Origin of the sequence: Actinomadura oligospora ATCC 43269, assembly GCF_000518265.1 — a bacterium.
In the GTDB taxonomy this organism is placed as follows: domain Bacteria; phylum Actinomycetota; class Actinomycetes; order Streptosporangiales; family Streptosporangiaceae; genus Spirillospora; species Spirillospora oligospora.
In genome coordinates, this window is the sequence record NZ_JADG01000003.1 from 571941 (window position 1) to 595262 (window position 23322).

The following is a 23322-nucleotide window of genomic DNA, read 5'->3' on the forward strand; positions in this document are numbered from 1 at the left end:
ACGCCAGCCGGGTGGCTGCGTCGCACTGAGGTGACGGCCTCCGACGGAGTCGCCGTCAAACCCTGACATCAGGGCACCACAAGCTCCCTTTCGCGGGTTCGAGTGCGACGAGGCCGGATGGCCTGGTTCGGCGATGAAGCCGACGGGCTTCGCCTGAATCAGATCGAGGAGTCCGGCGGTCGAGGCGTCCAGCGGTGACAGCCGTTGAGGTTCGCGGGGCTCGGTGTCACGGGGGTTGCGAATGCTGAGGATCCATTTCACCGGTGATGACCTGCCACGGACGCGGCTGGCGGAGGGTCCGGACGCGATGTGGGAGGGGCTGCTCAGCCTGTACCGGTTACGGCGACCGCATGGTGCGGCGGTGTTCGGGCCGTGGCGGCGCCGGGTCGGACCGAAGGTCCCTGAATCGACCCGCATGCTGACCGACCTGGTGCCGTCCACCGGGTACGCCGTCGACTTCCTCACCCCCACCACCACCTCGGGAACGTTGCGGGACGGAGTGGAGGCCTTGCGCGGCACCCGCAGCACCCGGCTGCGCGGTGACCTGGCCGAGTTGGCCGCGCGGCACCCCGGACGTCCCCTCCCCGGGTGGTTCGCGGGGTTGGCCGAGGGACGAACGGAAACGCTCGGCAGGGTGGCCGACGCCATGACCGACTACGCGAAGACATGCCTGACACCCGACTGGGACCGGATCAGCACCGAGGTCCGGCATGACCTGGCGCTGCGGAACAAGGCGCACGCCGAAGGCGGCTGGCCCGAGGTGCTCGGCGGACTCCACCCCTCGGCGAGGTGGAGCTATCCCGTGCTGGAACTGAACTACCCCGCCGATCACGACGTCGTCCTGGACGGGCGCGGACTGGTCCTGCAGCCGTCCGTCTTCTGCTGGGGCGCGCCGGTCACCCTGCTCGACCCCGAGCTCCCGCCGGTGCTGACGTTCCCGGTCGCCCATGAGACCCGATGGTCGGCGGCTGCGGGCGGCCAGGCGTCCACTGGCCGGAGCCGGGCGATCATCGCGTTACTCGGCCGGACCAGGACCCACGTGCTGGAGACGATCGCCCTCGGCGCCTGCAACACCACCCAACTCGCCAGACGCACCGCGATCCCGGTCCCCACCGCCAGCCACCAGACGAAGGTGCTTCGCGAGGCCGGGCTCATCGCCAGCGAACGCGAGAGCAACCAGGTCCGTCACACACTCACCCCGCTGGGAGCCGCCCTGCTGAACGGCAGCCTCCTCCGGCCGGAGGCGGGCGGAGACCACCGCTGATTCAATGCCCGACCGCCTCGCCAAATCTATCCACGTCCTACAGCTCCACGAAACCCAGACTCAGTGTGTATGCCGTCAGTCCGCAACGGACCCATGCCCCTGACAGGCGAACCGCCCGCCGACACGTGGTCGACGGGCGGTTCGGCCGGCGAGATCAAGGGGTGTAGATCCAGATCTGCGCCTTGGCGTTCCCCCTCGGGGAGTGGTAGGGCAATATCGCGGCCCACACCTTGTCGTGATGTCCCGACTTCCAGCCCGTGCAGGTCTTGTGCTTCGCACCTCAATAGCGCTGGGACCACATGAGCACCTTGTGCGGGAATGGAGCGCCTACCTTGCGCACAAATTCCAGAACATACCCCTGAGACAGGCGACTGCCTGTTACGTAGAAGCACATTTGGACCTTGCCGTGGGACCGGACGCTGCTGGTCCACTGTGGACTCTGGTAGGTGTAGATCCATTTTCCGCTGATGCCACTCGCCCTGACGTCGTTAGTCCAGTCCTTCAGGCCCACGCCGGATCAATGACCGCCGCGCCGACCGACCGGCGTCGGGCGAGTTCGGATGCGTTGAGATCGCCGGTACGGGCCCCGGCCTGGCCGGCGGCATCATCGAGCAGATCGACCTCGACCGACCGGTCACACTTCTGGTCGCAGACCTGGCGCACCGCTCTCCGGCCCATGGTCGGCGTGTGAGAGGGTTGATCATGCCCTTGAGTGCGTTTCAGGTCAGGACGTCGATCGCTGTTTCCGATATTCGGGAGGCGGTCGCGTTCTACGAAGGCAAGCTGGGTCTGCGGCCGTTGTGGTCCGGGCCCAGCGCCCATATCGCCGATGGAAGCCGGGTCTATGGTTCTGGCGGTGGTCCGGCGCTGAACGTGTACCAGTCGGTCACCGCTGGGAAGACGCCCGCGACGCTGGCGACGTGGTACGTCGACGACATCGACCGGATCGTCGACGAACTCACGTCCTCCGGCGTCGAGTTCATGCGTTACGACCAGCTCGAACACGACGACAAGGGCATCACGCCCCGGGCCGGTGGCGGACGTATCGCGTGGTTCCAGGACCCGGACGGCAACACCTTCGCCATCGAAGCCGACGACTGACCGTCAGCTAGGTCAAGGCGTGTGGCCGGGCGATGGGCTTGCGGTCATGAGACCTGCCTCGTAGGCGGCGATGACGAGTTGCGCGCGGTCGCGGGCCGCGAGCTTCATCAGCAGTTTCCCCATGTGCGCCTTCACCGTCGCGACCGTCACGTAAAGCTCGGCGGCGATCTCGGTGTTGGACAGGCCGCGTGCCACTTGCACCAGCACCTCGCGTTCGCGGACGGTGAGGTCCGCGAGCCGCTCCGCGGCCTCCACCGCCACCGTCGGACGCTTGGCGAACTCCGCGACCAGCCGCCGGGTCACCCGTGGCGACAGCAGGGCGTCGCCCGCGGCGACGACCTCGATCGCCGTCAGCAGGTCGGTCGGCGGGGTGTCCTTGAGCAGGAAGCCGCTCGCGCCTGCCTGGAGGGCCGCGAACACGTAGCGGTCCAGGTCGAACGTCGTCAGGATCAGCACCCGGACCGGTACCGGGTCCTCGCCGCCGAGCACGCGCCGCGTCGCCTCGATCCCGTCCATCCCCGGCATCTGGATGTCCATCAGCGCCACGTCCGGACGGGTGCGCCGGATCAGCTCCACCGCCTCGGCGCCGTTCCCGGCCTCGCCGACGACCTCCAAGCCCTCGGTGGTGTCGATCAGGACCCGGAACCCGGCCCGCACCAGCACCTGGTCATCGCAGACCACGACCCGCAGCGTCACGGCAGCTCGCAGGTCGGGATCCGCGCCCACACCCGGAATCCGCCCACCGGCAACGGGCCCGCCGTGAACTCGCCCCCGTACAGCGCGGCCCGCTCGCGCATGCCGATCAGCCCGTGCCCGGTCGCCGGGGGCGTCCCGGGTGACCCGCGGCCGTCATCGGTCACCTCGATCTCCACCTCGTCCGTCCCGTAGATGACGCGGGCGCGGGCGCAGTCCGTCGCTGCGTGCTTGACCACGTTCGTCAGCGCCTCCTGGACGATGCGGTACCCGGCGAGGTCGACCCCGCGCGGCAGCCTGCGCGGTTCACCCTGGACGTGCAGTTCCACGCGCAGCCCGGCCTGTTCCGTCCGGTTCGCCAGGGCGTCCAGGTCGGCCAGTCCGGGCGTCGACTCGAACCCGGCGTCCTGTGACGGCGGCGCCTCCTCCCGCAGCACGCCGAGCAGGACGCGCATCTCGCGCAACGTCGCGCGGCTGGTGGTCTCGATCGCGGCCAGCGCCTTGGCGGCCTCGGCGGGATGGCGCGCGATCACGTGGTTCCCGACGCCCGCCTGGACCGCGATCACGCTCATGCTGTGGGCGACGACGTCGTGCAGTTCGCGGGCGATCCGCAGCCGCTCCTGCGTGACGGTCCGGTGCGCCTCGTCGATCGTGGCCCGCGCCCGCCGTTCGGCCTGCTCGTGCAGGCCCTCGTCGTAGTGCCTCCTGGCCTGCACCATCTGCCCCGCCGCCCAGAACCCGGTCAGCAGGATGCCGTGACCCGCCCACAGGTCGAGGGTGGAACCGTCGGTGAGCTCGCGCTCCGGTTCGGCCAGCGCGATGCCCGCGCTCAGCCCGGTCAGCGCCACGGTGAGGGCCGCGAAGGCGGCCTGCCGTTGCAGTGCGACGCCCACCGTGTACAGCACGAGGGCGATCTCCAGGGTGGGGGACTTGTCGAAGCCGTAGGACGCCGCGCCGAGGAATCCCGCGACCGACAGGCCGAGACCCGCCCATGGCCAGAGCCGCCGGATCGCCACCGCACCGGCAAGCAGCGTCGCCAGCGCGTACCAGCCCGCCGTGGGCAGCCCGGCGCGGTCGAGCTGCTGGCCGGTGGGTCGTTCCAGGACGAGCAGCAGTCCGGCGATCACGACGTCGACGGCGACGAGTTGCGCGAAGGTCAGCCGCTTGAGCAGCGGCGGCCGAGGGTCCACAGCCCCAAAGTACTGGCCGATTCCTCCGCGGCCGTCCGTCCAGGGGTGGAACGCGGGATTGGTCCATGGGCTGATGCGCTCGTCACGCCTGCGTCCTCGGCCGCGTCCGCGAGTGTGGTCCGCGGTCCGATTCGCGGCGACCCCGACCCTCGGCAGCGTGGACCCGGCATCGGAAAGGAGCCACGATGACGAATCCACCACCGGCCGCCCGAGCTCGCGGCCTGGTCAAGACCTACGGCAGGGACGCGGCGCGCGTCACCGCGCTCGACGCGGTCGACATCGACATCTCACGCGGTCGGCTGACCGCCATCATGGGCCCGTCGGGCTCGGGCAAGTCCACGCTCATGCACTGCCTCGCCGGACTGGACGAGGCCGACGCGGGTGGCGTCTGGCTCGGCGACGCCGAGCTCACCACGCTGCGCGAACGCGACCTGACCCGGTTGCGCCGCGACCGGATCGGCTTCGTCTTCCAGGCGTTCAACCTGGTGCCGACGCTGACCGCGCTGGAGAACGTCACCCTCCCGCTGGACCTCGCCGGCCGCCGTCCCGACCGGGCCTGGCTGAACCAGGTCCTGGTCGCGGTGGGCTTGGAGGACCGCCTCGGCCATCGCCCGGCGGAGTTGTCGGGCGGGCAGCAGCAGCGGGTTGCGTGCGCCCGCGCGCTGGCGGGCCGCCCCGAGATCGTCTTCGCGGACGAGCCGACCGGCAACCTCGACTCGCGCTCGGGCGCGGACGTGCTGCGCCTGTTGCGCCGCAGCGTGGACGTGATGGACCAGACGGTGGTGATGGTCACCCACGATCCGGTGGCCGCCGCCTACGCCGATCGCGTCGTGTTCCTGGCCGACGGACGGATCGCCGGTGACCTGGACTCGCCCACCGCCGAGGCCGTCCTGGACCGCATGGGGGCGCGCTGATGCTGAAGGTGACGCTGCGCGGCCTGCTCGCGCACAAGAGCCGACTGGCGATGTCGTTCCTGGCGGTGCTGCTGTCGGTGGCGTTCGTGACCGGTTCGGTGATCCTCACCGAGACGCTCTCCGGCACCTACGGCGACGGAGGACGGGCCCCCGACGCGACGGTCAGCGCGGAAGGGGGCGCCGGAGCCGTTTCCGAGACTCTGCTGCCGAAGGTCCGCGCCGTGCCGGGAGTCCGCGCGGCCGATCCGGATGTGACCGTGGACGACGTCGCCGTCATCGACGCCCACGGCACCAAGGTCGACGTGGGCGCGCGCCTTTCGGGACTCGGCTTCAAAGCGGCGATCCCCGTCCTGGCGGGTAACTGGGACGTCTCCTCGCGGTCTCCGGCCCGCATCGGGACGGGCCGTCCGCCCGCCGCGCCCGGCGAGGTGGCCCTCGACCGTGTGTCGGCGGAACAGGCGCACGTGCGCGTGGGGGACACGCTCAGGATCGTCGCGGTTCCCGGCACGTTCCAGGCCACCGTGACCGGCCTGGCCGACTTCAAGGGCGTCAACCCGGGCAACACGCGGATCTGGCTCGACCTGGCCACCGCGCAGCGACGGCTGATGGCCGAGCCGGGCACGCTGACCTCGATCCGCGTGACCCGCGACCCCGCCGTGCCGCGCAAGGTCCTGGCCGAGCGGCTGACGGCCGCCCTGGGCGGCGCCGCGCAGGCCCGGCCCGAAAGCGGCGGCGTCGGTCCCGCCGGGATGGGCGACTCGGTCGGGTTCGCGGCCACGGCGCTGCTGGGCTTCGCGGGTCTCGCGGTCCTGGTGGGCGGCTTCCTCATCTTCAACACGTTCTCGATGCTGACCGCCGCGCGGACCCGCGAACTCGGCCTGCTGCGCGCGATCGGCGCCAGCAGCCGTCAGGCGGAGCGCTCGGTCCTGGTGGAGGCTTCGCTGCTGGCACTGAGCGGCTCCACGCTCGGCCTGCCGTCCGGAATCGCCCTGGCCCTGGCCGCGAAAGCGGCGCTGGCCGAGTACGCCCCGAGCCTGAAGCACACCCCGTTGACGATCTCGGTCACCGCACCGGCGGTCGCGTACGCCGTCGGCCTGGCGGTGACGCTGCTCGCGGCGCTGGCGCCCGCGCGGCGGGCGAGCCGAGTGCCGCCGCTCGCCGCCCTGCGCGAGGCCGCCGTGCCGCCCCCGCCCGCGCGGCGTCGCCGGATCGTCGTCGGCGCGCTCCTCGGGGCGGCGGGCGCGGCGCTGCTGGTTCTCGGGAGTCCGGCGGCGGTGCTGGGAATGGTGCTGACGCTGCTGGCGGCGGTGGTCCTGGGACCGGTGCTGCTCCGCCTGGCCGTGCCGAGCCTGCCGGGCCCGATCGGCAGGCTCGGCCGCGAGAACGTTCTGCGCGCTCCCCGCCGGACGGCGGCCACAGCGGGCGCGCTGGTGATCGGCATCGCGGTGGCCACGTCGCTGGCGGTCTCGGCGGCCTCGGCCACCACGTCGGCGTCCCATCGCGTCGACCGCATGCTCGGCGCGGACTTCATGGTGGCCGGGCGGCGGGGCGCGGCGCACTTCGGCGCGGAGGTGTCGGCCGCCGCGCGCCGCGTGCCGGGTGTGGGCGGCGTGGTCAGGGAGAAGATCGTCCGGGCCACGCTGACCTCCGGTGGCAGACGGGCCGAGCTCAGGCTCTACGGCGACGAGCCGTCCTTCCCCAGGATGATGCGCGAGGTCTACACGGCGGGCTCGGCCCCGGACGCCCTGACCGGCGGCCGGATCATCCTGGTGGACGAGGTCGCCGCGACTCTCGGCGTGAAGGTGGGCGACCAGGTGCGCGTCCAGGCGTCCGGCGGGCCGCCGTCGACGCTCACCGTCGGCGCGATCCAGAAACAGGAACCGGCCGGGATGAGCATCGGCCGTTACCGGACCGCGGCGACCGTGGGCCTGGACACCCTGGCGAGGCTGTCCCCGGGCGCTGCGGACACGGCGCTCTACATCGCGCTGGCGCCGGGCGCGGACCCCGCGAAGGTCGGAACGGCCCTGAAGGCGGCCCTCGCCACCCAGCCGCAGGTGACGGTGCAGGACCGGACGGCGTACAAGGCGTTCGTCCGGAGCCAGGTGGGCGGACTGCTGGCCACGGTGTACGTGCTGCTGGCGATGGCGATCGGCATCGCGGTGCTCGGGGTGGCGAACACCCTCGCCCTGTCGGTCACCGAACGCACCAGGGAACTCGGCCTGCTCCGCGCGGTGGGCGCCGGACGCTCGCAGATCCGCCGGCTGGTCGCCCTCGAATCGGTCCTGATCGCGTTCGTGGGCGCGGCCGAGGGACTGCTCCTGGGCCTGGCCTGGGGCGCGGCGCTTCAGAGGGGCCCGGAGAAGGTCCTGGCGATCCCCTGGCCGACCATCGTCGGCATCGTCGCCATGGTCGGGCTCGCGGGCCTGGCGGCGGCGCTGGTCCCCGCCGTGCGAGCGTCCAGGCTGAACGTCCTGGACGCCATCGCGGCCGACTGAGTCCGGTCTCCACGTCCCAAGGGAAGGCCAAGGTCACAGGCCCGCGGGCGTGCCGATGTCCTGTGGGACGGCCGTATTTCGGTTGACTGCGGGAACGGGCTCGGGTGAGGCTGAGCGCGATGTACCGAGCGTAGATGCACCTCGATCTCCTGCAGGGGACGGCCCGGAGCCCGAAGGCCCGGTTGGGAGCGTCCTCCTGCTGGTGCTGCCTGTCGCGGCGGCGTCGCGGATCGCCGGACGCCGCCGACCCGAGTTGGCGACGAGGGGTCCGAGAACGCGGATCCCTGTGATCGAGGTGGGCGTCGAGGACGCCAGAGGGGCCGAACATGGAACTTCACGAATACGCGCGGTACGACGCGATCGGGCTGCGGAGGCTGATCAGGGCGGGGGAGGTCACCGCCGAAGAAGTAGAAGGCGCGGCGCGCGAGGCGCTGACCGTGGCGAACGACAAGGTGAACGGCCTGGCGCTGCCGGTGTTCGGCCCGGCGCTCGAGCACGCTGAGAACGGGCCCTTCTCCGGGGTGCCGTTCCTCATCAAGGACCACGGGCCGGTGGCGAAGGGCGTCCCGTTCACCCTCGGGAGCCGGGCCCTCCAGGGTGTCGTCGCACAGCACGACACCGATCTGATGGCCCGGTTCCGCGCCGCCGGCCTGGTCACCCTGGGCCTCACCACCGTGCCGGAGATGGCGATCAGCTTCTCCACCGAATCGGTCAGGTACGGGCCGACGCGCAATCCGTGGGATCTGGATCGGGGCGTCGGCGGGTCGAGCGGTGGCGCGGCTGCGCTGGTCGCCGCCGGTGCCGTCCCGATCGCCCATGGCAGCGACGCCGGGGGATCCATCCGGGTCCCGGCCGCCTGCTGCGGTCTCGTCGGGCTCAAGCCGAGCCGGGGACGTGTTCCGTGCGGGCCCGACATGGGGGAGTTGATGCTCGGGATGGCCTACGAGTTCGCACTGACACGAACCGTCCGGGATGCCGCTCACCTCCTGGTCGCCGTCCAGGGGCCGGGCGTCGGCGACAAGTACACCGCGCCGCCTCCACGACGCGCCTACGCCGACGACCTGGGAACCGAACCAGCGCCGTTGCGCGTGGCGGTGACCACGGCGGCGTGGTCGGGTGCGCGCGTGGATCCCGAGGTGGCAGCGGCGGCGGTCCGGGTGGGACGGATGCTGGAGGACATGGGGCATGGCGTCGTCGAGGACCGTCCGGTCCTTGACTGGGACGACGTCATGCAGTGCGCGACGGCGACGGTCGTGGCCATCGCCTCGACAATGCTCATGAGTCCCCGGCAGCCCGACCCGGCCAAGTTGGAGGCGGTCTCCCGGGAGGCCCTGGAAGTCGCGAGGGAGTACCCCGCGCTGGACATGCTGGCCGCCTTCGGCGCGCAGAACCGTGTGACCCGGTCGGCGGGCGCGTTCCTCACCGAGTACGACCTGCTCGTCACGCCCACCATGGGACGGCTCCCGGCGCCTCACGGCACCCTGCGCTACGACGACCCCGGCCACACCCTGACGAGCTGGCTACAGTCGATCTTCGACTACGGCCCGTTCACCATGGTGTTCAACATCTCCGGACAGCCCGCGATGAGCCTGCCGCTCGGCCAGGGCGACGGCGGACTCCCGATCGGAGTGCAGATCGTCGCGCCCTACGGCCGTGAAGACCTGCTCTTCCAGATCGCGGCCCAGCTGGAACAGGCGATGCCCTGGGACCGGCGCATCCCTCAATCCGGCATCAGGAGGCGCTGAACGGCGGCGGTAACGGACGGGAGCGGTGGCCTCAGCGGCCGGGGGCGTGGGGCTCGACGACCTCGTTGTCGGCGGCGGAGCGGAGGGCGGCCTCGATGACGTCCAGGCCCGCGATGGCGTCCTTCAGGGCGACCGGAGGCGGGGACCCGCCTCGCAGCGTGCGGACGACACCGGCGTAGAAGTCCTGGTAGGAGCCCGGGTCGGTGGGCTCGCGGTGCGCCTTGTCAGGGGTGCCGAGCAGTCCGTACGACTCCGGCGGGGCCTGGCCCCAGCCGTCCTCCTCCGGGGTGTGGCCGTCGCGGAGGGCGTCCTCCTGGCCGTCCATGCCGTGGACGGTGTAGGCGGCGCGCTCGCCCAGGACGCGGAAACGGGGGCCGAGCCGGGCGGCGGTCGCGCTCATCCACAGGTGGGAGCGGACGCCGCCGGGGTGGGCGAGGGCCACGAAGGCGTCGTCCACGCTCTCGGCCCCCGGGCGGCGGATGTCCAGTTCGGCGTAGACCCTCTCCGGACGTCCGAAAAGGGCGATGGCCTGGTCGATGAGGTGGGAGCCGAGGTCGTAGAGGATGCCGCCGGCGTCCCGCGGGTCCGAGCTCTCCTTCCAGCCCGGCTTCACCTGCGGACGCCACCGCTCGAACCGCGACTCGAAGCGCTGGACGCCGCCGAGCGCGCCCGCCCCGACCAGCCGCCGGACGGTCTGGAAGTCGCCGTCCCAGCGTCGGTTGTGGAACGGGATCACCGGCAGCCCGCGCACCGCGGCGAGGGCGGCCAGCGACCGCGCGTCGGCGGCGGTCGCCGCGACCGGCTTGTCCAGCACCACCGGCAGGCCCGTGGTCAGCGCCGTCCGGGCGAGCGGGACGTGCATCCGGTTCGGCGCGGTCACCACGACCAGGTCGAACTCGCCGTTGGTCTCCCACACCCGGTCCGGGCTGTCCAGGACCCGGGTGTCCGGGTACCGGTCGCGGACGTCCGCCCGCCGCCCGGGGTTGCCGGTGACGACGGCCGACAGTTCCAGGCCGGGCACGGAGGAGATCAGCGGGGCGTGGAACACCGCGCCCCCGGTGCCGTATCCGATCAGGGCCACGCGTAGGGACATATTCCGATCATCCCGGATGGCTTCCCGCAGGTCAAAGCCGGGGTGACGCTCCGCGCCCGAGCGTGTGCGGGAGATCCGGCCGAGATCCGGCCGCGCCCGCCCGCCCCGGGTGGGCGCGGGACGAAACGGAGATCACCGGCGTCGTACGCTTATGAGCGATACGGGCGGACCGGAGGGAAGTCGAGCGTGGCCAAACCAGTGATCGTGACGGTGGACGACGATCCGGGCGTGTCCCGGGCCGTGGCGCGGGACCTGCGCCGCCGGTACGCCGAGTCCTACCGGGTGCTGCGGGCCGAGTCGGGGCCGCAGGCGCTGGACGCGCTGCGCGAGCTGAAGCTGCGCGGCGACGACACCGCGGTGCTCGTCGCCGACCACCGGATGCCCGAGATGACCGGGGTGGAGTTCCTCGAGGAGGCGATGGACCTCTACCCGTTCGCCCGGCGCGTCCTGCTGACCGCCTACGCCGACACCGACGCCGCGATCCGCGCGATCAACGTCGTCGACCTCGACCACTACCTGCTCAAGCCGTGGGACCCGCCGGAGGAGAAGTTCTACCCGGTGATCGACGCGCAGCTGGAGGCGTGGCGGCGCACCGACCGGCGGCGTCCGGGCGAGCTGCGGGTCGTGGGACACCGCTGGTCGGCGCGGTCTTATGAGGTGCGCGACTTCCTCGCCCGCAACCAGGTGCCCTACACCTGGCTGCTGGACACCGCGCCCGAGGCCGCCGAGCTGCTCAAGGCGGCGGGCGACCCCGAGCTGCCGCTGGTCGTGACCGCCGACGGCACCCTGCTCAGCGCCCCCACCGACACCGAGCTCGCCGCCGTGGTCGGGCTGACCACCGCGCCCGGCGCGGACTTCTACGACCTGATCGTGGTCGGCGGCGGCCCGGCCGGGCTCGGCGCCGCGGTGTACGGGGCGTCCGAGGGGCTCAACACCGTGCTGATCGAGCGGCACGCGTCCGGCGGGCAGGCCGGGCAGAGCTCCCGGATCGAGAACTACCTCGGCTTCCCGGACGGCGTGTCCGGGGCGCAGCTCGCCGACCGCGCCCGCCGCCAGGCCGTCCGGTTCGGCGCCGAGCTGATCACCACCGGCGAGGTCACCGGGATCGCCGCGCACGGCCGGGCCCGCGTCGTCACGCAGGCCGACGGCACGACCGTCGCCGCGCACGCGGTCATCCTCGCCACCGGCGTCTCCTACCGCCGCCTGGCCGCGCCGGGCCTGGAGGACCTGGTCGGACGCGGCGTCTACTACGGCGCGGCGATGGCCGAGACGCCCAGCTGCGAGGGCGAGGAGGTGTACGTCGTCGGCGGCGCGAACTCGGCCGGGCAGGCGGCGGTGAACCTCTCCAAGGTCGCCAGGAGGGTGCACATCCTGATCCGCGGCGAGAGCCTGGAGAAGTCGATGTCGCACTACCTCATCGAGCAGATCGCCGAGATCGGCACCATCGAGGTCCACCCGGGGACGGTCGTCACCGAGGGACGCGGCCAGGACCGGCTCGAGCGGCTCGTCCTGACCGGCCCGGACGGCGAGCGGACCGTCCACTCCCACTGGCTGTTCGTGTTCATCGGCGCCGAGCCGGGCACGGAGTGGCTGAGCGGCGCCGTCGAACGCGACGAGGACGGCTTCATCGTCACCGGCCCCGACCTGGTCGCGGACGGACGCCGTCCGGCCGACTGGGAGCCGAACCGGCAGCCCTACCACCTGGAGACCAGCCTGCCCGGAGTGTTCGCCGCCGGGGACGTCCGCTCCGGCTCGATCAAACGCGTCGCCTCGGCCGTCGGCGACGGCGCGATGGCCGTCGCCCTCGTCCACCGCTACCTCGAGCAGGCATAGTCACCACTCCTGCCCTGGCCTGCCACGCGCCGGGCGACTCGATCGCATCCTCGGCCGCCCGCGCGGACGGTGAGGGCCACGACTGCGGTCGCCGCCGCCGCGCACACCGGTTCCGGCCTGCGCTGATACAGGCGCGCAAAAACTCTTCGAGAAAAAGTCCGGCGGGATGTCGATCCGGCGGAGGTCTGTGCGACGCGTCAGTGCAAGGCCGACGAGAACACCGCACAGAAGGACCACCGCCATGACCGCACAGACCCTCCCCACCGCCCAGACCGCACAGACCCTCCCCACCGCCCAGACCGTCACCCCGGCCGCGTCCCGGAGCGCGCTGGCCTGCGCAATGGCCGCGGGTCCGCTGTTCCTGGCGGCAGGGGTGATCCAGGGGCTGCTCCGCGACGGGTACGACTTCCGCCGCAACGCCATCAGCCAGCTCAGCCTCGGTGACCTGGGCTGGATCCAGGAGACCAGCTTCGTGCTCACCGGAGTGCTGATCATCATCGGCGCGGTCGGCGTGCGCCGAGCGCTGCACGGTGGGCCCGGCGGCACCTGGGCGCCCAGGCTCATCGCCGTGTTCGGGGCCTCGACCCTGGTCAGCGCGGTGTTCGCCGCCGACCCCGGCGCCGGCTTCCCCGCCGGGACCCCCGAAGGCCAGGCCGCCTCGCTCAGCACGCACGGCACCGTCCACATGGTCGTCGGCATGGTCGGCTTCGCGGCGCTGTGCGCGTCGTTCGTTGTACTGGCCCGGCGGTTCTCGGTTCAGGGCCGACGCGGCTGGGCGACGGCCTGCCGGATCGTTCCGGTGGCGGTCCTGGCCGGTTTCGTGGGCTCTGCCGCCAGCGTGTTGTCCTTCACGGCGGGGGCGGGGCTGGGCCTGGTGTGGCTCACCGCGACGACCGCGCGGCTCGCCACCGCGCCGTCGGCCGAACGGTGAGCGCCGGAGCGCCGGCCGCCCTGGCGGGATGTGGCTGGCCGGCCGCTACGCCGTCGTCACCTACGACCAGCGCGGCCTGTCCCGCAGCATCCTGACCGAGCGGCTCGGCATCACGCAGCTGGGGGCCGCGACGGCGCGCGCGTCGACGTCGCCGAGGTGCCGTAGCGCGTCCGGGTCGGAACGGATGCGGGTCGCGGCGGCGTCGGTGAACAGGTCCATCTGCTCGAGCCACAGGGCACGCAGGTCCTCGTCGGCGCCCCAGCCCTCCACGATCGCCCTGCCGTCCGAAAGCCTCTCCCGCCTGGACAAGGCCACCGGCTTCGCGCTCGGATTCCCGGGCGACTTCATCGCCCAGGCGTCCCCGTGGGCCTTCGGCGCCGCACTCGTCGACCCGTCCTGAACGACCGCCGCTCCAGGCACGTCATGCCCGGCCTCGGTCGCTACTCGCAGCCCTCGAACTGGGGGACGGCGACGACGGACATGTCCAGGCCGGAGCCGCCGAACCAGTGGCGCATGGACTTCGCCATCGTGCCGTCCTGGTACATCTGGGTGACCGCCTTGTTGACGGCCTCGCAGCCGTCCGTGTCGCCGGGGCGCATGCCGATGCCGGTGCGCTGTTCCCCGAACCGCGCGCCGAGCAGCCGGAACGGCGCGCCCTGCTGGTTGCGCAGCCCGGCCAGGATGGTGTCGTTCGTGGTGATCGCGTCGATCCGGCCGTCCCGGAGCATCGCGGTGCACTGCGCGTACCCGTCGGTCTGCACCGGCCGGGCCGGGACGCGCAGCCCCTTGATGACCAGGTCGGCCGCGCCCGCGCCCTTGACCGCGCAGATCGGACGTCCGGCGAGGTCGTGGACGTTCCGGATACGCTGCTCGCTCGAGCGGACCAGGATGTCCTGATAGGTCGGCACGTACGGCCCGGCGAAGGCGATCCGCGTCTTCCAGTCGGCCCTCACCCAGTACGTGAGGATCATGTCGACGCTCTTCTCCTTCAGCAGGAGGCGTTCGCGGTCGGCCGCCGGAGTCGGGACGATCCGGACGCGTTTCCCGAGCGCCTTCGCGACGTAGGCGGCGACGTCCACGTCCAGGCCCTCGAACGTGCCGTCCTGCTTGCGCATGCCGATCCCCGGCAGATCCGGCCGCACCCCGGCGACCAGGGTCCCCTTCGCGAGCAGACCGGACTGGGCCCGCGCGTAGGGCAGGCAACCGGTCACGGCGGTGCTCGCCGCCAGCCACGCCGCGAGGCCCGGCGTGATCATTCTCCGCATGGCGCGCACGCTAGCAACGCCGTCCGGTTTCCGCTGGGAGAACGACCACAAACGGCCGTCGGACGCCCGCTCCGGACGAAGTTATTTCAGATAGCCGAAGAGGTGCGTTCCCGACCAGCTCTGGTGGGTGATGCGGTAGTGGTGCGCGGCCTCGCTGTCGAGGTGGTTCGGACCGACGTCGACGGTGTCGGCGTGGGACCAGCCGCCGTCGACCCGCTGCTCGACGAAGTAACTGAACTCGTTGAAGTCCAGCTCCGAGGACACGAACGTGTTGGTGATGGTGAGACTGCGGCGCCCCAGCGTGAGCGTGTGAGGCAGCAGGACGGTCTGGTCCCTCCAGCCGTGAGGTCCTTCGTGCAGGGGTTGCCACACCGCGGCCAGGGCCCCGTCCACGGCGACCGTCGCGGTCTGCATCGCGACGCCGGCGTCCAGACGGCGGATCAGCCGGACCCCGGTGTTGGCGGCGTCGATGGTCACGGTGAAACGGCTTGATCCGCCCCACGTGAACGCGCGGCCGTCGTCGGTGACGAGACGTGGGGGAGGCGGGCCGGTGCCGATGAGCGCGAAGAGGCCGAGGGCGGTGAGCAGTCCCGCCGCGGCGGCGAGCCCGGCCCAGACGCCGGTGCGGCGCCACGCGAACCCACGGCGGCGGCCCGGTGGGGCGACGACCGCCTGTTCGGTCTCCTGACCTGCCGGTGCGTCGTCGTCCTCGGGGCCGCCCGGAGAGCGTTCGGAGAGCGGCTCGTCACGTTCCGGGGTGGAGGCGGGCGCGGTGGAGAGCTGGGCGATCTTCGCCCGTTCCCAGGCCCGTTCCCAGTCGGGGAGCTGGTCCTCGGGCACGTGACAGGCCCGCAGGAACGCCAGCATGACCGCCTTCTTGGGGATTCTGCGCCCGGCGAGCATGTCCGCGCACGTGGCCCGCGCCAGCCGGGTCCCTCCCGCCCTGTTCGCCCGCAGTTCGAGCTCCCGCAGCGACGCGTCGGCCCGGGCGTACTGCTCGACCAGCAGCTTCGCCAGGTCCTGCGAGGACGTCACCGAGTCCAGCTCGGACCGGCGCACGGCCGGAGAGGCCGCCGGGTCATCACTTGTCGTCACGCCTGGTCCTTCTGCGCTCGAGCCCTCCGTTGTCGCGCCACCGATTATCCCATCCGAGAGCGTCCGAGAGTGTCTGACCGGTGACCCTCTGCGTCCGGTGGTGTCCGGTATTGGCGTCCGTCCCTCCCGAAGGGGTGACAGAGAACCGCGACCACGGCGCCCGGGACGTCGCCCCCTGGTGAGGAGCGGCGCCGCGCTCGAAGTGGCGCGCCGTCCTCGGTCTCGACGGTCAAGAACACGATCAGCCCTGCTCCGGCCACTGTTCGGACCGGGCGCGGACGAGTCTGTCCGGGCCTGTCCGCCGCCCTGTTGGACACCTTCACGACCGGGCTTTCCTGGGTCCCGAGGCGCCGGCGGGGCCAAGGGTCGCCCGGCGCCACGGGAATCCAAGCGAAGGAGACAGGCACCATGCCTCAGTTCACGCCAACGGCAGGAGCCCGCACCGCCGAGCAGATCCAGAAGGCCGTCGGCCTCGCCCGGCAGATGGACGCGCTGATCGGCAGGCTCACCTACGACCGGAAGTTCGCCACGGACCTGGCGAACAACCCACGGGAGACCCTCGCCGCCGCGCGGCTCCTGCTCGACAGGGAGGCGGTCGAGACCCTCATCACGGTCGACCCCGAACGCTTCGACAAGGCCTGTGAAGCGCTCTTCGACCTCGTCGACTCCGACTTCCTCCACAAGATCGTGATGCCGAGCTGCGACAGCGCGCACACGCGGCGGAGGTCGCCGTACCAGCACGAGGCCACGGTCTGACCCTGCACCGCCGACGACACCGGGCTCCAGGAGGCCACGCATGACACCGGGACACGACCAGGGATCGACCCATCTCGAGGAGAGCCTGGCCCACCTGGAGCGCTGGTGCGAGGAACAGCGGATCGCCCGCTCGTCCGTCGCTCGCGTCATCGAAGGCGTGCGGATCAGCGGCCGGCCGGGGGGTGGCGAGCAGAGTCCGGGTCAGCGGGCTTCGGTCGCCATCCCCGGCCTCTCCGCCGCTCCCTGGTGGGACAGCGAGCGCTTCGCCTGGATACCTCGGCTGGAGGCCACCGCCCAGGCCGTCACCGAGGAGTACATCGCCGCGGCCGGCGGGCCGAGTGTCCTCGCCCGGTCCGAGCAGACCGCCCTCGCGGTCAGCGGGAGGTGGAAGACGCTCTACCTCTACTGCATCGGCAAGGCGTGCACGAAGAACATCGACGCGTGCCCGAGGACGATCGCGGCGCTGGACGCGATACCCGAGGCGACGGGCGCGAGCGGTGGCATGTGCTACTTCTCGATCATGGACCCGGGCACCCATGTGGCGGCCCACACCGGCTACACCAACGCCCACCTGCGGTGCCATCTGGCGCTCGTCGCACCGGACGGCGCCCGGCTCCGCGTCCACGACGAGACGAGGGCCTGGACGCCGGGCGAGGTCCTCGTCTTCGACGACTCCTACGAACACGAGGCATGGAACGCGTCCGACTCCGAACGCGTGGTGCTGCTGTTCGACATCTGGCATCCGGACCTGAACGACGACGAGGTGCGCGCTCTCACGTTCCTGATGGGGCTGTGGCGCAGGCTCGTCGCCCGGCGTTTCTGGTCCAGCGAGATCCTGTCCCGCTGACCGGCGCGGACCTCGATCACCGCGTTCTCAAGGAGGTGAACCCGGATGGCCCGCGTCGCGCTCGTCAACCTGGCCAGTCTTCCCATGCCCGGGAACGAGCCCATCTTCCCGATCGGGCTGCGATGTGTTCAGGACGCTCTGGACCGCGCGGACCACGACACCCGGCTCATCGATTTCGTGGCGGATCCGAGCGCCCTCCGGGACCTCTCATGGGCGGCCGAGCCCTGGGACGTCATCGGCTTCACGATCCGCAACATCGACCCCATCGACATGGCCTGCGACGGCCACGTCGACGACTATCAGGACTTCGTCGACAGGGTCAGGGCGGCGGCGGGGCCGAACACGCCGCTCCTGGTCGGCGGCGGCCCCGGGTACAGCCTGTTCGCCGACGCGTTGCTGGCGCGGCTGGGCTTCGATGTCGGCGTCGTCGGGCCCGGCGAGAAGGCGATGCTCGACATCGTCGCGGCCCCGGAGCGGTGGCGCGGCGCGGGCCGGAACCTGGGCGGGGAACGCCATCCGGGCTTCCTGCGGGACCCGCTCCAGCACCCCCGGGCCCTGCTGACGTCCTATGCCCGGCTGGAGGGCGCGACGATCGGCGTGGAGACACGACGCAAGACCTGCTACCAGGGCTGTGTCTACTGCCCGTACGCCTACATCTCCGGCGACAACAAGGGCGATGTGAAACCGCTGGAACTGCTCGCCACGGAACTGCGGGACATCTACGACGCCGGAATCCGCCGGGTGTTCTTCACCGACAGCATCTTCAACGCCGAGCTCCGGTACGCCAAGCAGGTCGTCCGCATGCTCATCGAGCAGGATCTGCCCGGACTGACCTGGTCCGCGTACTTCACTCCGAAACCGTTCGACGACGAGTTCGCCGCCATGCTCGCGCCCAGCGACGTGGAGACGGTGGTCGTGTCCCCGGACAGCCTCGACGACCGCATGATGAGGACGCTGGGCAAGAGCTTCGACACCCGCCACGTCACCAGGTTCCTCGAGCGGTGCAGGCGCCACGATCTCACCGTCCGGGTCAACATCGTGTTCGGCGGGCCGGGCGAGGACCGGGAGAGCGTCCGCACCAGCGCCGAGTACGCGAACTCCAGGCTCGCCCAGGACGAGCTGGTGATGAGCGTCGGCTACCGGATCCTGCCGGGCACGGCGCTCGCCCGGCAGGTCTCCCTCGACGGGGACGACCTGCTGACCCCGACGTTCTATCCGCTGCCCCCGGACCTCTTCGACTGGGTCATGACGGACTTCGACAGCCGGTTCGTCTCCACGCGCTGCCTGCTGAACCTCATGGCGGGACGGGCCTCGAGCAGGCGGATGACCAGGTTGCCGCTCCAGCCGGGCACGGCCCAGGAGGCGAGCGGCCTTCCCTACCTCGCCCTGAAACGCCAGGACGCCGTCCACCCCCGGCACGCTCTGGGCGGAGGGGCGTGAGCGCCGCCACCATCCGCAGGCTCACTCCCGACGACGTCGAGGAGATCCTCCGGATGGACGTGTTCAGCGGCTTGAGCGGCGCTCGGCTGGCCGCCGAGACGGCCGCGGGCGACGACTACCTCTGGTTGGGCATGGCCGGATCCTCGGGCAGGCTGTTCGCCGCGCATCGCGGCATGAGGTGGGGTCGGCACCTGCTGCTGAAGGGCGTCTTCGTGGAGGAGGCGGAGCGCGGTTCCGGCGCGGCGCCACAGCTGGCGTTCGCGCTGCGAAGCGAGGCGCGCGCCCACGGATTCGCCGGCATCGCGGCATGGGTCGAACCGCATATGGCGGAGGCCGCGTTGGCGGGCATACTGCGCCTGCGCCAGACGGGCCCGTACCTGCACCGCTACGAGATACCACTGCACGGGCCGCGAGACGCCGCCGGAGGCCGTCCCGCGAACGCGGGCACGATCGCGATGGGGCCCGCAGGCGAGGCATCGTTCGCACCGGGAGTCGAGGACCTTTTCGCCTGGGGCGAGACGTACGCGAACGGCGAGCAGGTCACGCACTGGGTGATGGACGGACCGCGCTTCGTGCTGAGCGCCTGTCCCAGCCCGGCCACGACCGAACTCCCAAGGCTGACGGCGCATGTGAGCCCGCTCGCGCGAGCGCAGGGCGCGCAAACCCTCGAAGTGCCCGTCCAGGCGACCGACCTTGTGGCCGCGCTCTCCTTGACGAACACCGGCGCCCGCCGCCTGAGCCGGACCCCTGTGCGGCTCGGCCGCTTCGACTTCGCGCCCCGTCCCGCCAACGCAACCAACGCACCCAACGCAACCAACGCAGTCGACGCAGGGAGGCGCTCACGATGAGGCCGCACGAGGCGCGCGCGCTGTGCCTGGACGGCGACGTCGGATCGGCGTGCCGCAGGCTGCGGCGCATGGGCATGGACGCCGCGGCGCTCCGAGACCTGCTGGGCCGACGCGACGACTCCGGCTGGACGTCCTGGTCGGGGAACGTCGAGGTGGACGACGGCCACGGGGGCCTCGCACAGGTCGCGGTGCGCGTACCGGCACCAGGCCGCCATCCCCGGCTCGGCGCCCTCATCCTGCTGCACGGTGCGGGAGGCAGCGGCGAGGAAGTGCTGCCCGGCTTCGCGGCGCTCGGAGACGCGCTTTCGATGGCCATCATCTGCCCGACGGCGCGGCACCGCTCCCAGGGGGCGAGCGCACGCGACTTCGCCGGGATCTTCGGCCGCAGGTTCCAGCGCCCGCACTGGGACCTGAGCGGACAGGACTCCCCGCTCGCTGCGCTGCGCTGGGCCAGGGCGGCGCTCGAGGTGGACCCGGACCGCTGCGTCGTGGCGGGCGTCTCGATGGGCGGGATCGCGACCTGGAACCTGGCCATGAGGTTCTGGCAGAGCTTCGCGGCGGCCGTCCCGATCAACGGCGCCCTGTCGGCGTGGGAGTTGTTCGGCACGGACGCCCGGACCAGGGCCCTGCTCCCGAACGTCCTGCCGCTGCCGGTGTTCGCCGTGCACGGGGGAAGGGACCGGCAGATCCCGCCCGACTTCGACCGCGGGTCGTTCGCCACCTTGCGCGAGGACGGCCACAAGGACATCGAATACGTCGAGGTCCCGGACGGCGAGCACCCCCTGCCGACCCTGGGACTGGACGAGGGGAGCCCGTTGCTCGAACGGCTCGCGGCCTGGCTGGGGGACAGGCGACGGCGGTGCCGACCGGTCGAGATCAACCACCGGGCGATCGACGACCGGCACGGACGGGCCCACTGGGTTCGCGTCGGCGGCGTCCGGCCGGGCGAGGTCGCTCGCGTCCACGCCCGTCAGGTGGAGCCCGACCGGATGGACATCGAGGTCAGTGGCGCGGACCGGGTGACGCTCTACGCGAGCGGCGACCGGCTCGCGCCGGGGGACGCCGTCACCGTGCTGGTCAACGGCGCCGCCACATCGGTGCGGTTCGAGCCGGATCTCGCGACGGTCGTCGAGACCTACCGCGAGGAAGCGGATCCGGCGCTGGCCGCCGAACAGGTCATCCGCCTCGACGTCCCCCGATCCGCCGTTCCCTTTCCGAACGACTCCGGACGGAGGCATTCCCATGCTGACGAGAACTGAGGTGCGACGCCTTCTCCACGCGCGCGGCGCCGAGCAGGACGAGCTCTTCGCCGAGGCCCGCCGGGCGCTCGGCGCGCACCTCGGCCCGGACATCCTGCTGCGCGGCGTGGTCGAGGTCACCAACGTCTGCCGGGTCAACTGCGAGTACTGCCCGATGAGGCGGGACAACACCCGGGACAACGAGCGCTACTTCCTGAGCGGCGACGAGATCGTGGAGTGCGCCGAGCAGATCCGGGACGCGGGCATCGACATCGTCCTGCTCCAGGGAGGCGAGACGCCGCGCACGCTCGCCGCCGTCGAGGACGCCATACCGCGCATCCGGGCCGTGTACGGCGGACGCGTGGAGATCCTGCTCAACCTGGGGAACATGACGCGGGCCCAGTACGAACGCCTGCGCGAGGCGGGCGCCACCAGCTACATCATCAAGCACGAGACGAGCGACCCCCGCCTGCACGAGGCCATGCGGCACGAGAGCCTGGACGAGCGGCTGCGCTGCGTCCGGGACCTGCTCGACCTCGGCTACAAGGTCGGGATCGGCCTGATCTCCGGACTGCCCGGCCAGACCCTGGACAGCATCGTCGACGACATCGAACTGGCGGGGGAGCTCGGTGTCCACATGTGCAGCGTGAGCCCTTTCGTGCCCGCGCCGAACACGCCTCTGCAGCTCTCGCCGCAAGGGTCGGTCGACCTCGCGCTCAACGTCCTGGCGTGCCTCCGCATCCGCCATCCGGAACTGCTCATCCCGTCGGTCAGCGCGCTGGAGAAGACCAGCGCGGGCGGGCAGTCGCGGGGGCTGGCGGCGGGCGCGAACGTGATGACGGTGAACTTCAGCCGGGCGTCCGACCGGCAGAAGTACCTGATCTACGGCAAGGACCGATTCGTGGTGCGGCTGCGGCACGTGGAGGATCTGGTCCGGGCCGCCGATCTCCGGACCCGCGGCTCGGTGTTCCTGGGCGTGAACGCGTGAACGGCGGCCGTCCGGGACTGGTGGCCCGCATCCGGGAGCGAAAGGCGTCCGTCGGCGGCACGCGGATGGGGACGCCGTCCCTCTCCCCGTTCCACGACGGGCTGGCCGCGGCGGGGACACGGCCCGGCGACGTCGTGCTGTTGAGCGGCCTGCGGGGCGACGACATCCTGCTGGCGGCCATGGCGTCCTGGATGCTGGACGCGGTCCCGATGCCCGTGGCGGCCGACGTCGCGCTGCCGCCCGGCCTCGGCGACGCCTGCCGGATCAGCGCCGGGCCGACGGTGATCCCCGGACGTGGCTCCGGCCGGGTCGAGGGGCTGGAACGCACCGCGGTGCTGCACCTGTCCTCGGGGAGCACCGACCGTCCCAAGATCGCCAAACGCGGTGTCGAGAGCCTGCTTCGGGAGGCGGAGGGGTACGCCGCGGGGCTGCCCCTGGTGCCCGGGGAGCGGGTGGCCGTTCCCGTCCCGCTCGTCCACTCGCTGGGCTGGGGGGTCGCCATGAGCGCGCTCCTGAACGGCTGCGACGTGGACGCGGCGGCCTTCGCGGGAGCCGCAGCGGCGGCCCGCGAGATCGACAGCGGGGCCGTGTCCGTGGTCGCGCTGACTCCGCCCCTGGCGCGGCTGCTCGCCGGGACCCGGCGGACGGGCCGTCCGCGACTCCGGGCCGCGCTGGTGGGCGCGGGCCAAGTCGGCGACGACCTCGACGAGGCGTTCAGGAAACGCTTCGGCCCGCCCCTGCTGCGCGGATACGGATCCACGGAGACGGGCGCCACGTTCCTGGGGGAGACCGGGATGGGACGGCCGATGGCGGGGGTCGAGGTGGTCGAGCCGCGTCCCGGTGCCCGGGGAGAACTGGTCCTCAGCCTTGCCGCCCCCGCCGAGGGGTACCTCGGCTCGGAGGGGCCCGTGAAGGAATGGCGCACGGGCGACATGGTCCGTCACGATCCGGACGGAACCGTGCACTTCGTCGAAAGGCTGCGCGGGCCGCTCCGGCTGAACGGCAGGTTCGTCGACGCGGGCGCCGTCGACAGGGCGCTGAGGGACGTGCCCGGCGTCAAGGACGTCGTCCTGCTCGTGGAGCCGCGGCCCGGCCTCCCCGAGTTCGAGGACTTCTACGCGCTCGTCGAGACCGACGACACGAGTGACGAGCCCCTGCCGACGCCCTTCGGCGGGACTCCCGCTCCCCACGTCGTCAAATGCCGCCGCCTGCCAAGGAACACGATCGGCAAGCCGGACAGGGACGCGATGCTCGAGCTGGTCAGGGGTCGGCCTCACCTGTCCGCCACGTGTGACCTGCTCGTCGCCGTGCTCGTGGCGCGGACGCTGGCCGATCGCGGTGGCGGTGGTCCGAGCGCGGAGCGGTTGGCGTCCGATCCCGAACTGAGACGCACGGACTTCGCCCGGCTCGGCCTGGGCTCCCTGGACTGGCTCTCCCTGGCGGTGAGGCTGGAGAACGAGACCGGGGTGGAGGTCCCCGAGCAGGCCCTGCTGCAGCCCGAATCCCGATGTGTGGAGGGCTGGTCACAAGTTCTCGCCGAACGGGCGTGACACCACCGGACGACCAGTGAAGGAAGAGGAGAAGAA

The 23322-nt window shown here is 71.8% G+C and carries 21 protein-coding genes; 15 read left to right on the forward strand and 6 right to left on the reverse strand.

What is annotated here, in order from left to right; translation table 11 throughout:
* The first annotated feature begins 241 nt into the window (after positions 1-241).
* Complete coding sequence (locus P696_RS42700; protein ID WP_051466615.1) at positions 242-1264, forward strand: ArsR/SmtB family transcription factor; 1023 nt, start codon at positions 242-244, stop codon at positions 1262-1264.
* Positions 1265-1765: 501 nt separating this feature from the next.
* Here P696_RS42700 and P696_RS55575 read toward each other — a convergent pair.
* Positions 1766-1927: a hypothetical protein gene (locus tag P696_RS55575; protein ID WP_157429472.1), complete on the reverse strand. Its 162-nt coding sequence runs from the start codon at positions 1925-1927 to the stop codon at positions 1766-1768.
* 24 nt (positions 1928-1951) lie between these two features.
* Between P696_RS55575 and P696_RS0102265 the strand changes: the two genes are divergently transcribed.
* Positions 1952-2365: a VOC family protein gene (locus P696_RS0102265; protein ID WP_211245584.1), complete on the forward strand. Its 414-nt coding sequence runs from the start codon at positions 1952-1954 to the stop codon at positions 2363-2365.
* Between the two features lie 12 nt (positions 2366-2377).
* Here the strand turns inward: P696_RS0102265 and P696_RS0102270 are convergent, their stop codons facing one another.
* Both P696_RS0102270 and P696_RS0102275 read right to left on the reverse strand, forming a co-directional pair.
* Positions 2378-3061 carry a response regulator transcription factor gene (locus P696_RS0102270; RefSeq protein ID WP_026411055.1) on the reverse strand — a complete coding sequence of 228 codons (684 nt, stop codon included), beginning with the start codon at positions 3059-3061 and terminating at the stop codon, positions 2378-2380.
* Complete coding sequence (locus P696_RS0102275) at positions 3058-4248, reverse strand: sensor histidine kinase (protein WP_051466617.1); 1191 nt, start codon at positions 4246-4248, stop codon at positions 3058-3060. The genes P696_RS0102270 and P696_RS0102275 overlap by 4 nt, the downstream gene beginning before the upstream one ends.
* Positions 4249-4433: 185 nt before the next feature.
* Here P696_RS0102275 and P696_RS42705 point away from each other — a divergent pair, with 185 nt between their 5' ends.
* The 3 genes from P696_RS42705 (at position 4434) to P696_RS0102290 (ending at position 9402) form a co-directional block, all read left to right on the forward strand.
* Positions 4434-5162, forward strand: a complete 729-nt coding sequence (locus P696_RS42705; protein ID WP_034482737.1) for an ABC transporter ATP-binding protein — start codon at positions 4434-4436, stop codon at positions 5160-5162.
* Positions 5162-7657 carry an ABC transporter permease gene (locus P696_RS0102285; RefSeq protein WP_026411057.1) on the forward strand — a complete coding sequence of 832 codons (2496 nt, stop codon included), beginning with the start codon at positions 5162-5164 and terminating at the stop codon, positions 7655-7657. Before P696_RS42705 ends, P696_RS0102285 begins: the two co-directional genes overlap by 1 nt.
* 326 nt (positions 7658-7983) lie before the next feature.
* Positions 7984-9402, forward strand: a complete 1419-nt coding sequence (locus P696_RS0102290) for an amidase (RefSeq protein WP_026411058.1) — start codon at positions 7984-7986, stop codon at positions 9400-9402.
* Positions 9403-9433: 31 nt separating this feature from the next.
* Here P696_RS0102290 and P696_RS0102295 read toward each other — a convergent pair whose 3' ends face one another.
* Positions 9434-10495, reverse strand: coding sequence for a Gfo/Idh/MocA family oxidoreductase (locus P696_RS0102295; RefSeq protein WP_026411059.1), 1062 nt, complete (start codon positions 10493-10495; stop codon positions 9434-9436).
* A gap of 186 nt (positions 10496-10681) precedes the next feature.
* On the opposite strand from P696_RS0102295, the gene P696_RS0102300 reads away from it, so the two are divergent.
* From P696_RS0102300 to P696_RS0102310, 3 genes are all read left to right on the forward strand, one after another.
* Positions 10682-12328, forward strand: coding sequence for an NAD(P)/FAD-dependent oxidoreductase (locus tag P696_RS0102300; protein ID WP_026411060.1), 1647 nt, complete (start codon positions 10682-10684; stop codon positions 12326-12328).
* A 241-nt stretch (positions 12329-12569) separates the two neighbouring features.
* Positions 12570-13259 carry a DUF998 domain-containing protein gene (locus tag P696_RS0102305; protein ID WP_026411061.1) on the forward strand — a complete coding sequence of 230 codons (690 nt, stop codon included), beginning with the start codon at positions 12570-12572 and terminating at the stop codon, positions 13257-13259.
* Positions 13260-13287: 28 nt separating this feature from the next.
* Positions 13288-13659 (forward strand): hypothetical protein, encoded by a 372-nt coding sequence (locus P696_RS0102310; protein WP_026411062.1) that lies wholly within the window; start codon positions 13288-13290, stop codon positions 13657-13659.
* Positions 13660-13699: 40 nt separating this feature from the next.
* Here P696_RS0102310 and P696_RS0102315 read toward each other — a convergent pair whose 3' ends face one another.
* Positions 13700-14524: a transporter substrate-binding domain-containing protein gene (locus P696_RS0102315; RefSeq protein WP_026411063.1), complete on the reverse strand. Its 825-nt coding sequence runs from the start codon at positions 14522-14524 to the stop codon at positions 13700-13702.
* An 81-nt stretch (positions 14525-14605) separates the two neighbouring features.
* Entirely contained in the window at positions 14606-15619 is a 1014-nt protein-coding gene (locus P696_RS0102320; protein WP_157429473.1) for a hypothetical protein, read from the reverse strand.
* Positions 15620-16027: 408 nt separating this feature from the next.
* Here P696_RS0102320 and P696_RS0102325 point away from each other — a divergent pair, with 408 nt between their 5' ends.
* The 7 genes from P696_RS0102325 to P696_RS0102350 are packed head-to-tail and all read left to right on the forward strand — an operon-like array spanning position 16028 to position 23286.
* A complete protein-coding gene (locus P696_RS0102325; protein WP_026411065.1) occupies positions 16028-16375 on the forward strand; it encodes a hypothetical protein in 348 nt (115 codons plus the stop codon).
* A gap of 40 nt (positions 16376-16415) precedes the next feature.
* Positions 16416-17222: an aspartyl/asparaginyl beta-hydroxylase domain-containing protein gene (locus P696_RS51935; RefSeq protein WP_026411066.1), complete on the forward strand. Its 807-nt coding sequence runs from the start codon at positions 16416-16418 to the stop codon at positions 17220-17222.
* Between the two features lie 45 nt (positions 17223-17267).
* A complete protein-coding gene (locus P696_RS0102335) occupies positions 17268-18662 on the forward strand; it encodes a B12-binding domain-containing radical SAM protein (protein ID WP_026411067.1) in 1395 nt (464 codons plus the stop codon).
* Complete coding sequence (locus P696_RS0102340) at positions 18659-19510, forward strand: GNAT family N-acetyltransferase (RefSeq protein ID WP_026411068.1); 852 nt, start codon at positions 18659-18661, stop codon at positions 19508-19510. The genes P696_RS0102335 and P696_RS0102340 overlap by 4 nt, the downstream gene beginning before the upstream one ends.
* Entirely contained in the window at positions 19507-20769 is a 1263-nt protein-coding gene (locus P696_RS55580) for an alpha/beta hydrolase family protein (protein WP_051466621.1), read from the forward strand. Before P696_RS0102340 ends, P696_RS55580 begins: the two co-directional genes overlap by 4 nt.
* Positions 20753-21736 carry a biotin synthase BioB gene (locus P696_RS42715; RefSeq protein WP_064743844.1) on the forward strand — a complete coding sequence of 328 codons (984 nt, stop codon included), beginning with the start codon at positions 20753-20755 and terminating at the stop codon, positions 21734-21736. Before P696_RS55580 ends, P696_RS42715 begins: the two co-directional genes overlap by 17 nt.
* Complete coding sequence (locus P696_RS0102350; protein WP_026411069.1) at positions 21733-23286, forward strand: non-ribosomal peptide synthetase; 1554 nt, start codon at positions 21733-21735, stop codon at positions 23284-23286. The genes P696_RS42715 and P696_RS0102350 overlap by 4 nt, the downstream gene beginning before the upstream one ends.
* The last annotated feature ends 36 nt before the right edge of the window (positions 23287-23322 follow it).

Excerpts from the sequence above, each read along its gene's own strand:
- P696_RS0102315 (WP_026411063.1), bottom strand. The coding sequence starts at position 14,524 with ATGCGGAGAATGATCACGCCGGGCCTCGCGGCGTGGCTGGCGGCGAGC.
- P696_RS0102285 (WP_026411057.1), top strand. The coding sequence starts at position 5,162 with ATGCTGAAGGTGACGCTGCGCGGCCTGCTCGCGCACAAGAGCCGACTG.
- P696_RS55580 (WP_051466621.1), top strand. The coding sequence starts at position 19,507 with ATGAGGCCGCACGAGGCGCGCGCGCTGTGCCTGGACGGCGACGTCGGA.
- P696_RS0102295 (WP_026411059.1), bottom strand. The coding sequence starts at position 10,495 with ATGTCCCTACGCGTGGCCCTGATCGGATACGGCACCGGGGGCGCGGTG.
- P696_RS0102290 (WP_026411058.1), top strand. The coding sequence starts at position 7,984 with ATGGAACTTCACGAATACGCGCGGTACGACGCGATCGGGCTGCGGAGG.
- P696_RS42700 (WP_051466615.1), top strand. The coding sequence starts at position 242 with ATGCTGAGGATCCATTTCACCGGTGATGACCTGCCACGGACGCGGCTG.
- P696_RS42705 (WP_034482737.1), top strand. The coding sequence starts at position 4,434 with ATGACGAATCCACCACCGGCCGCCCGAGCTCGCGGCCTGGTCAAGACC.
- P696_RS42715 (WP_064743844.1), top strand. The coding sequence starts at position 20,753 with ATGCTGACGAGAACTGAGGTGCGACGCCTTCTCCACGCGCGCGGCGCC.
- P696_RS51935 (WP_026411066.1), top strand. The coding sequence starts at position 16,416 with ATGACACCGGGACACGACCAGGGATCGACCCATCTCGAGGAGAGCCTG.
- P696_RS0102310 (WP_026411062.1), top strand. The coding sequence starts at position 13,288 with ATGTGGCTGGCCGGCCGCTACGCCGTCGTCACCTACGACCAGCGCGGC.
- P696_RS0102335 (WP_026411067.1), top strand. The coding sequence starts at position 17,268 with ATGGCCCGCGTCGCGCTCGTCAACCTGGCCAGTCTTCCCATGCCCGGG.
- P696_RS0102305 (WP_026411061.1), top strand. The coding sequence starts at position 12,570 with ATGACCGCACAGACCCTCCCCACCGCCCAGACCGCACAGACCCTCCCC.
- P696_RS0102325 (WP_026411065.1), top strand. The coding sequence starts at position 16,028 with ATGCCTCAGTTCACGCCAACGGCAGGAGCCCGCACCGCCGAGCAGATC.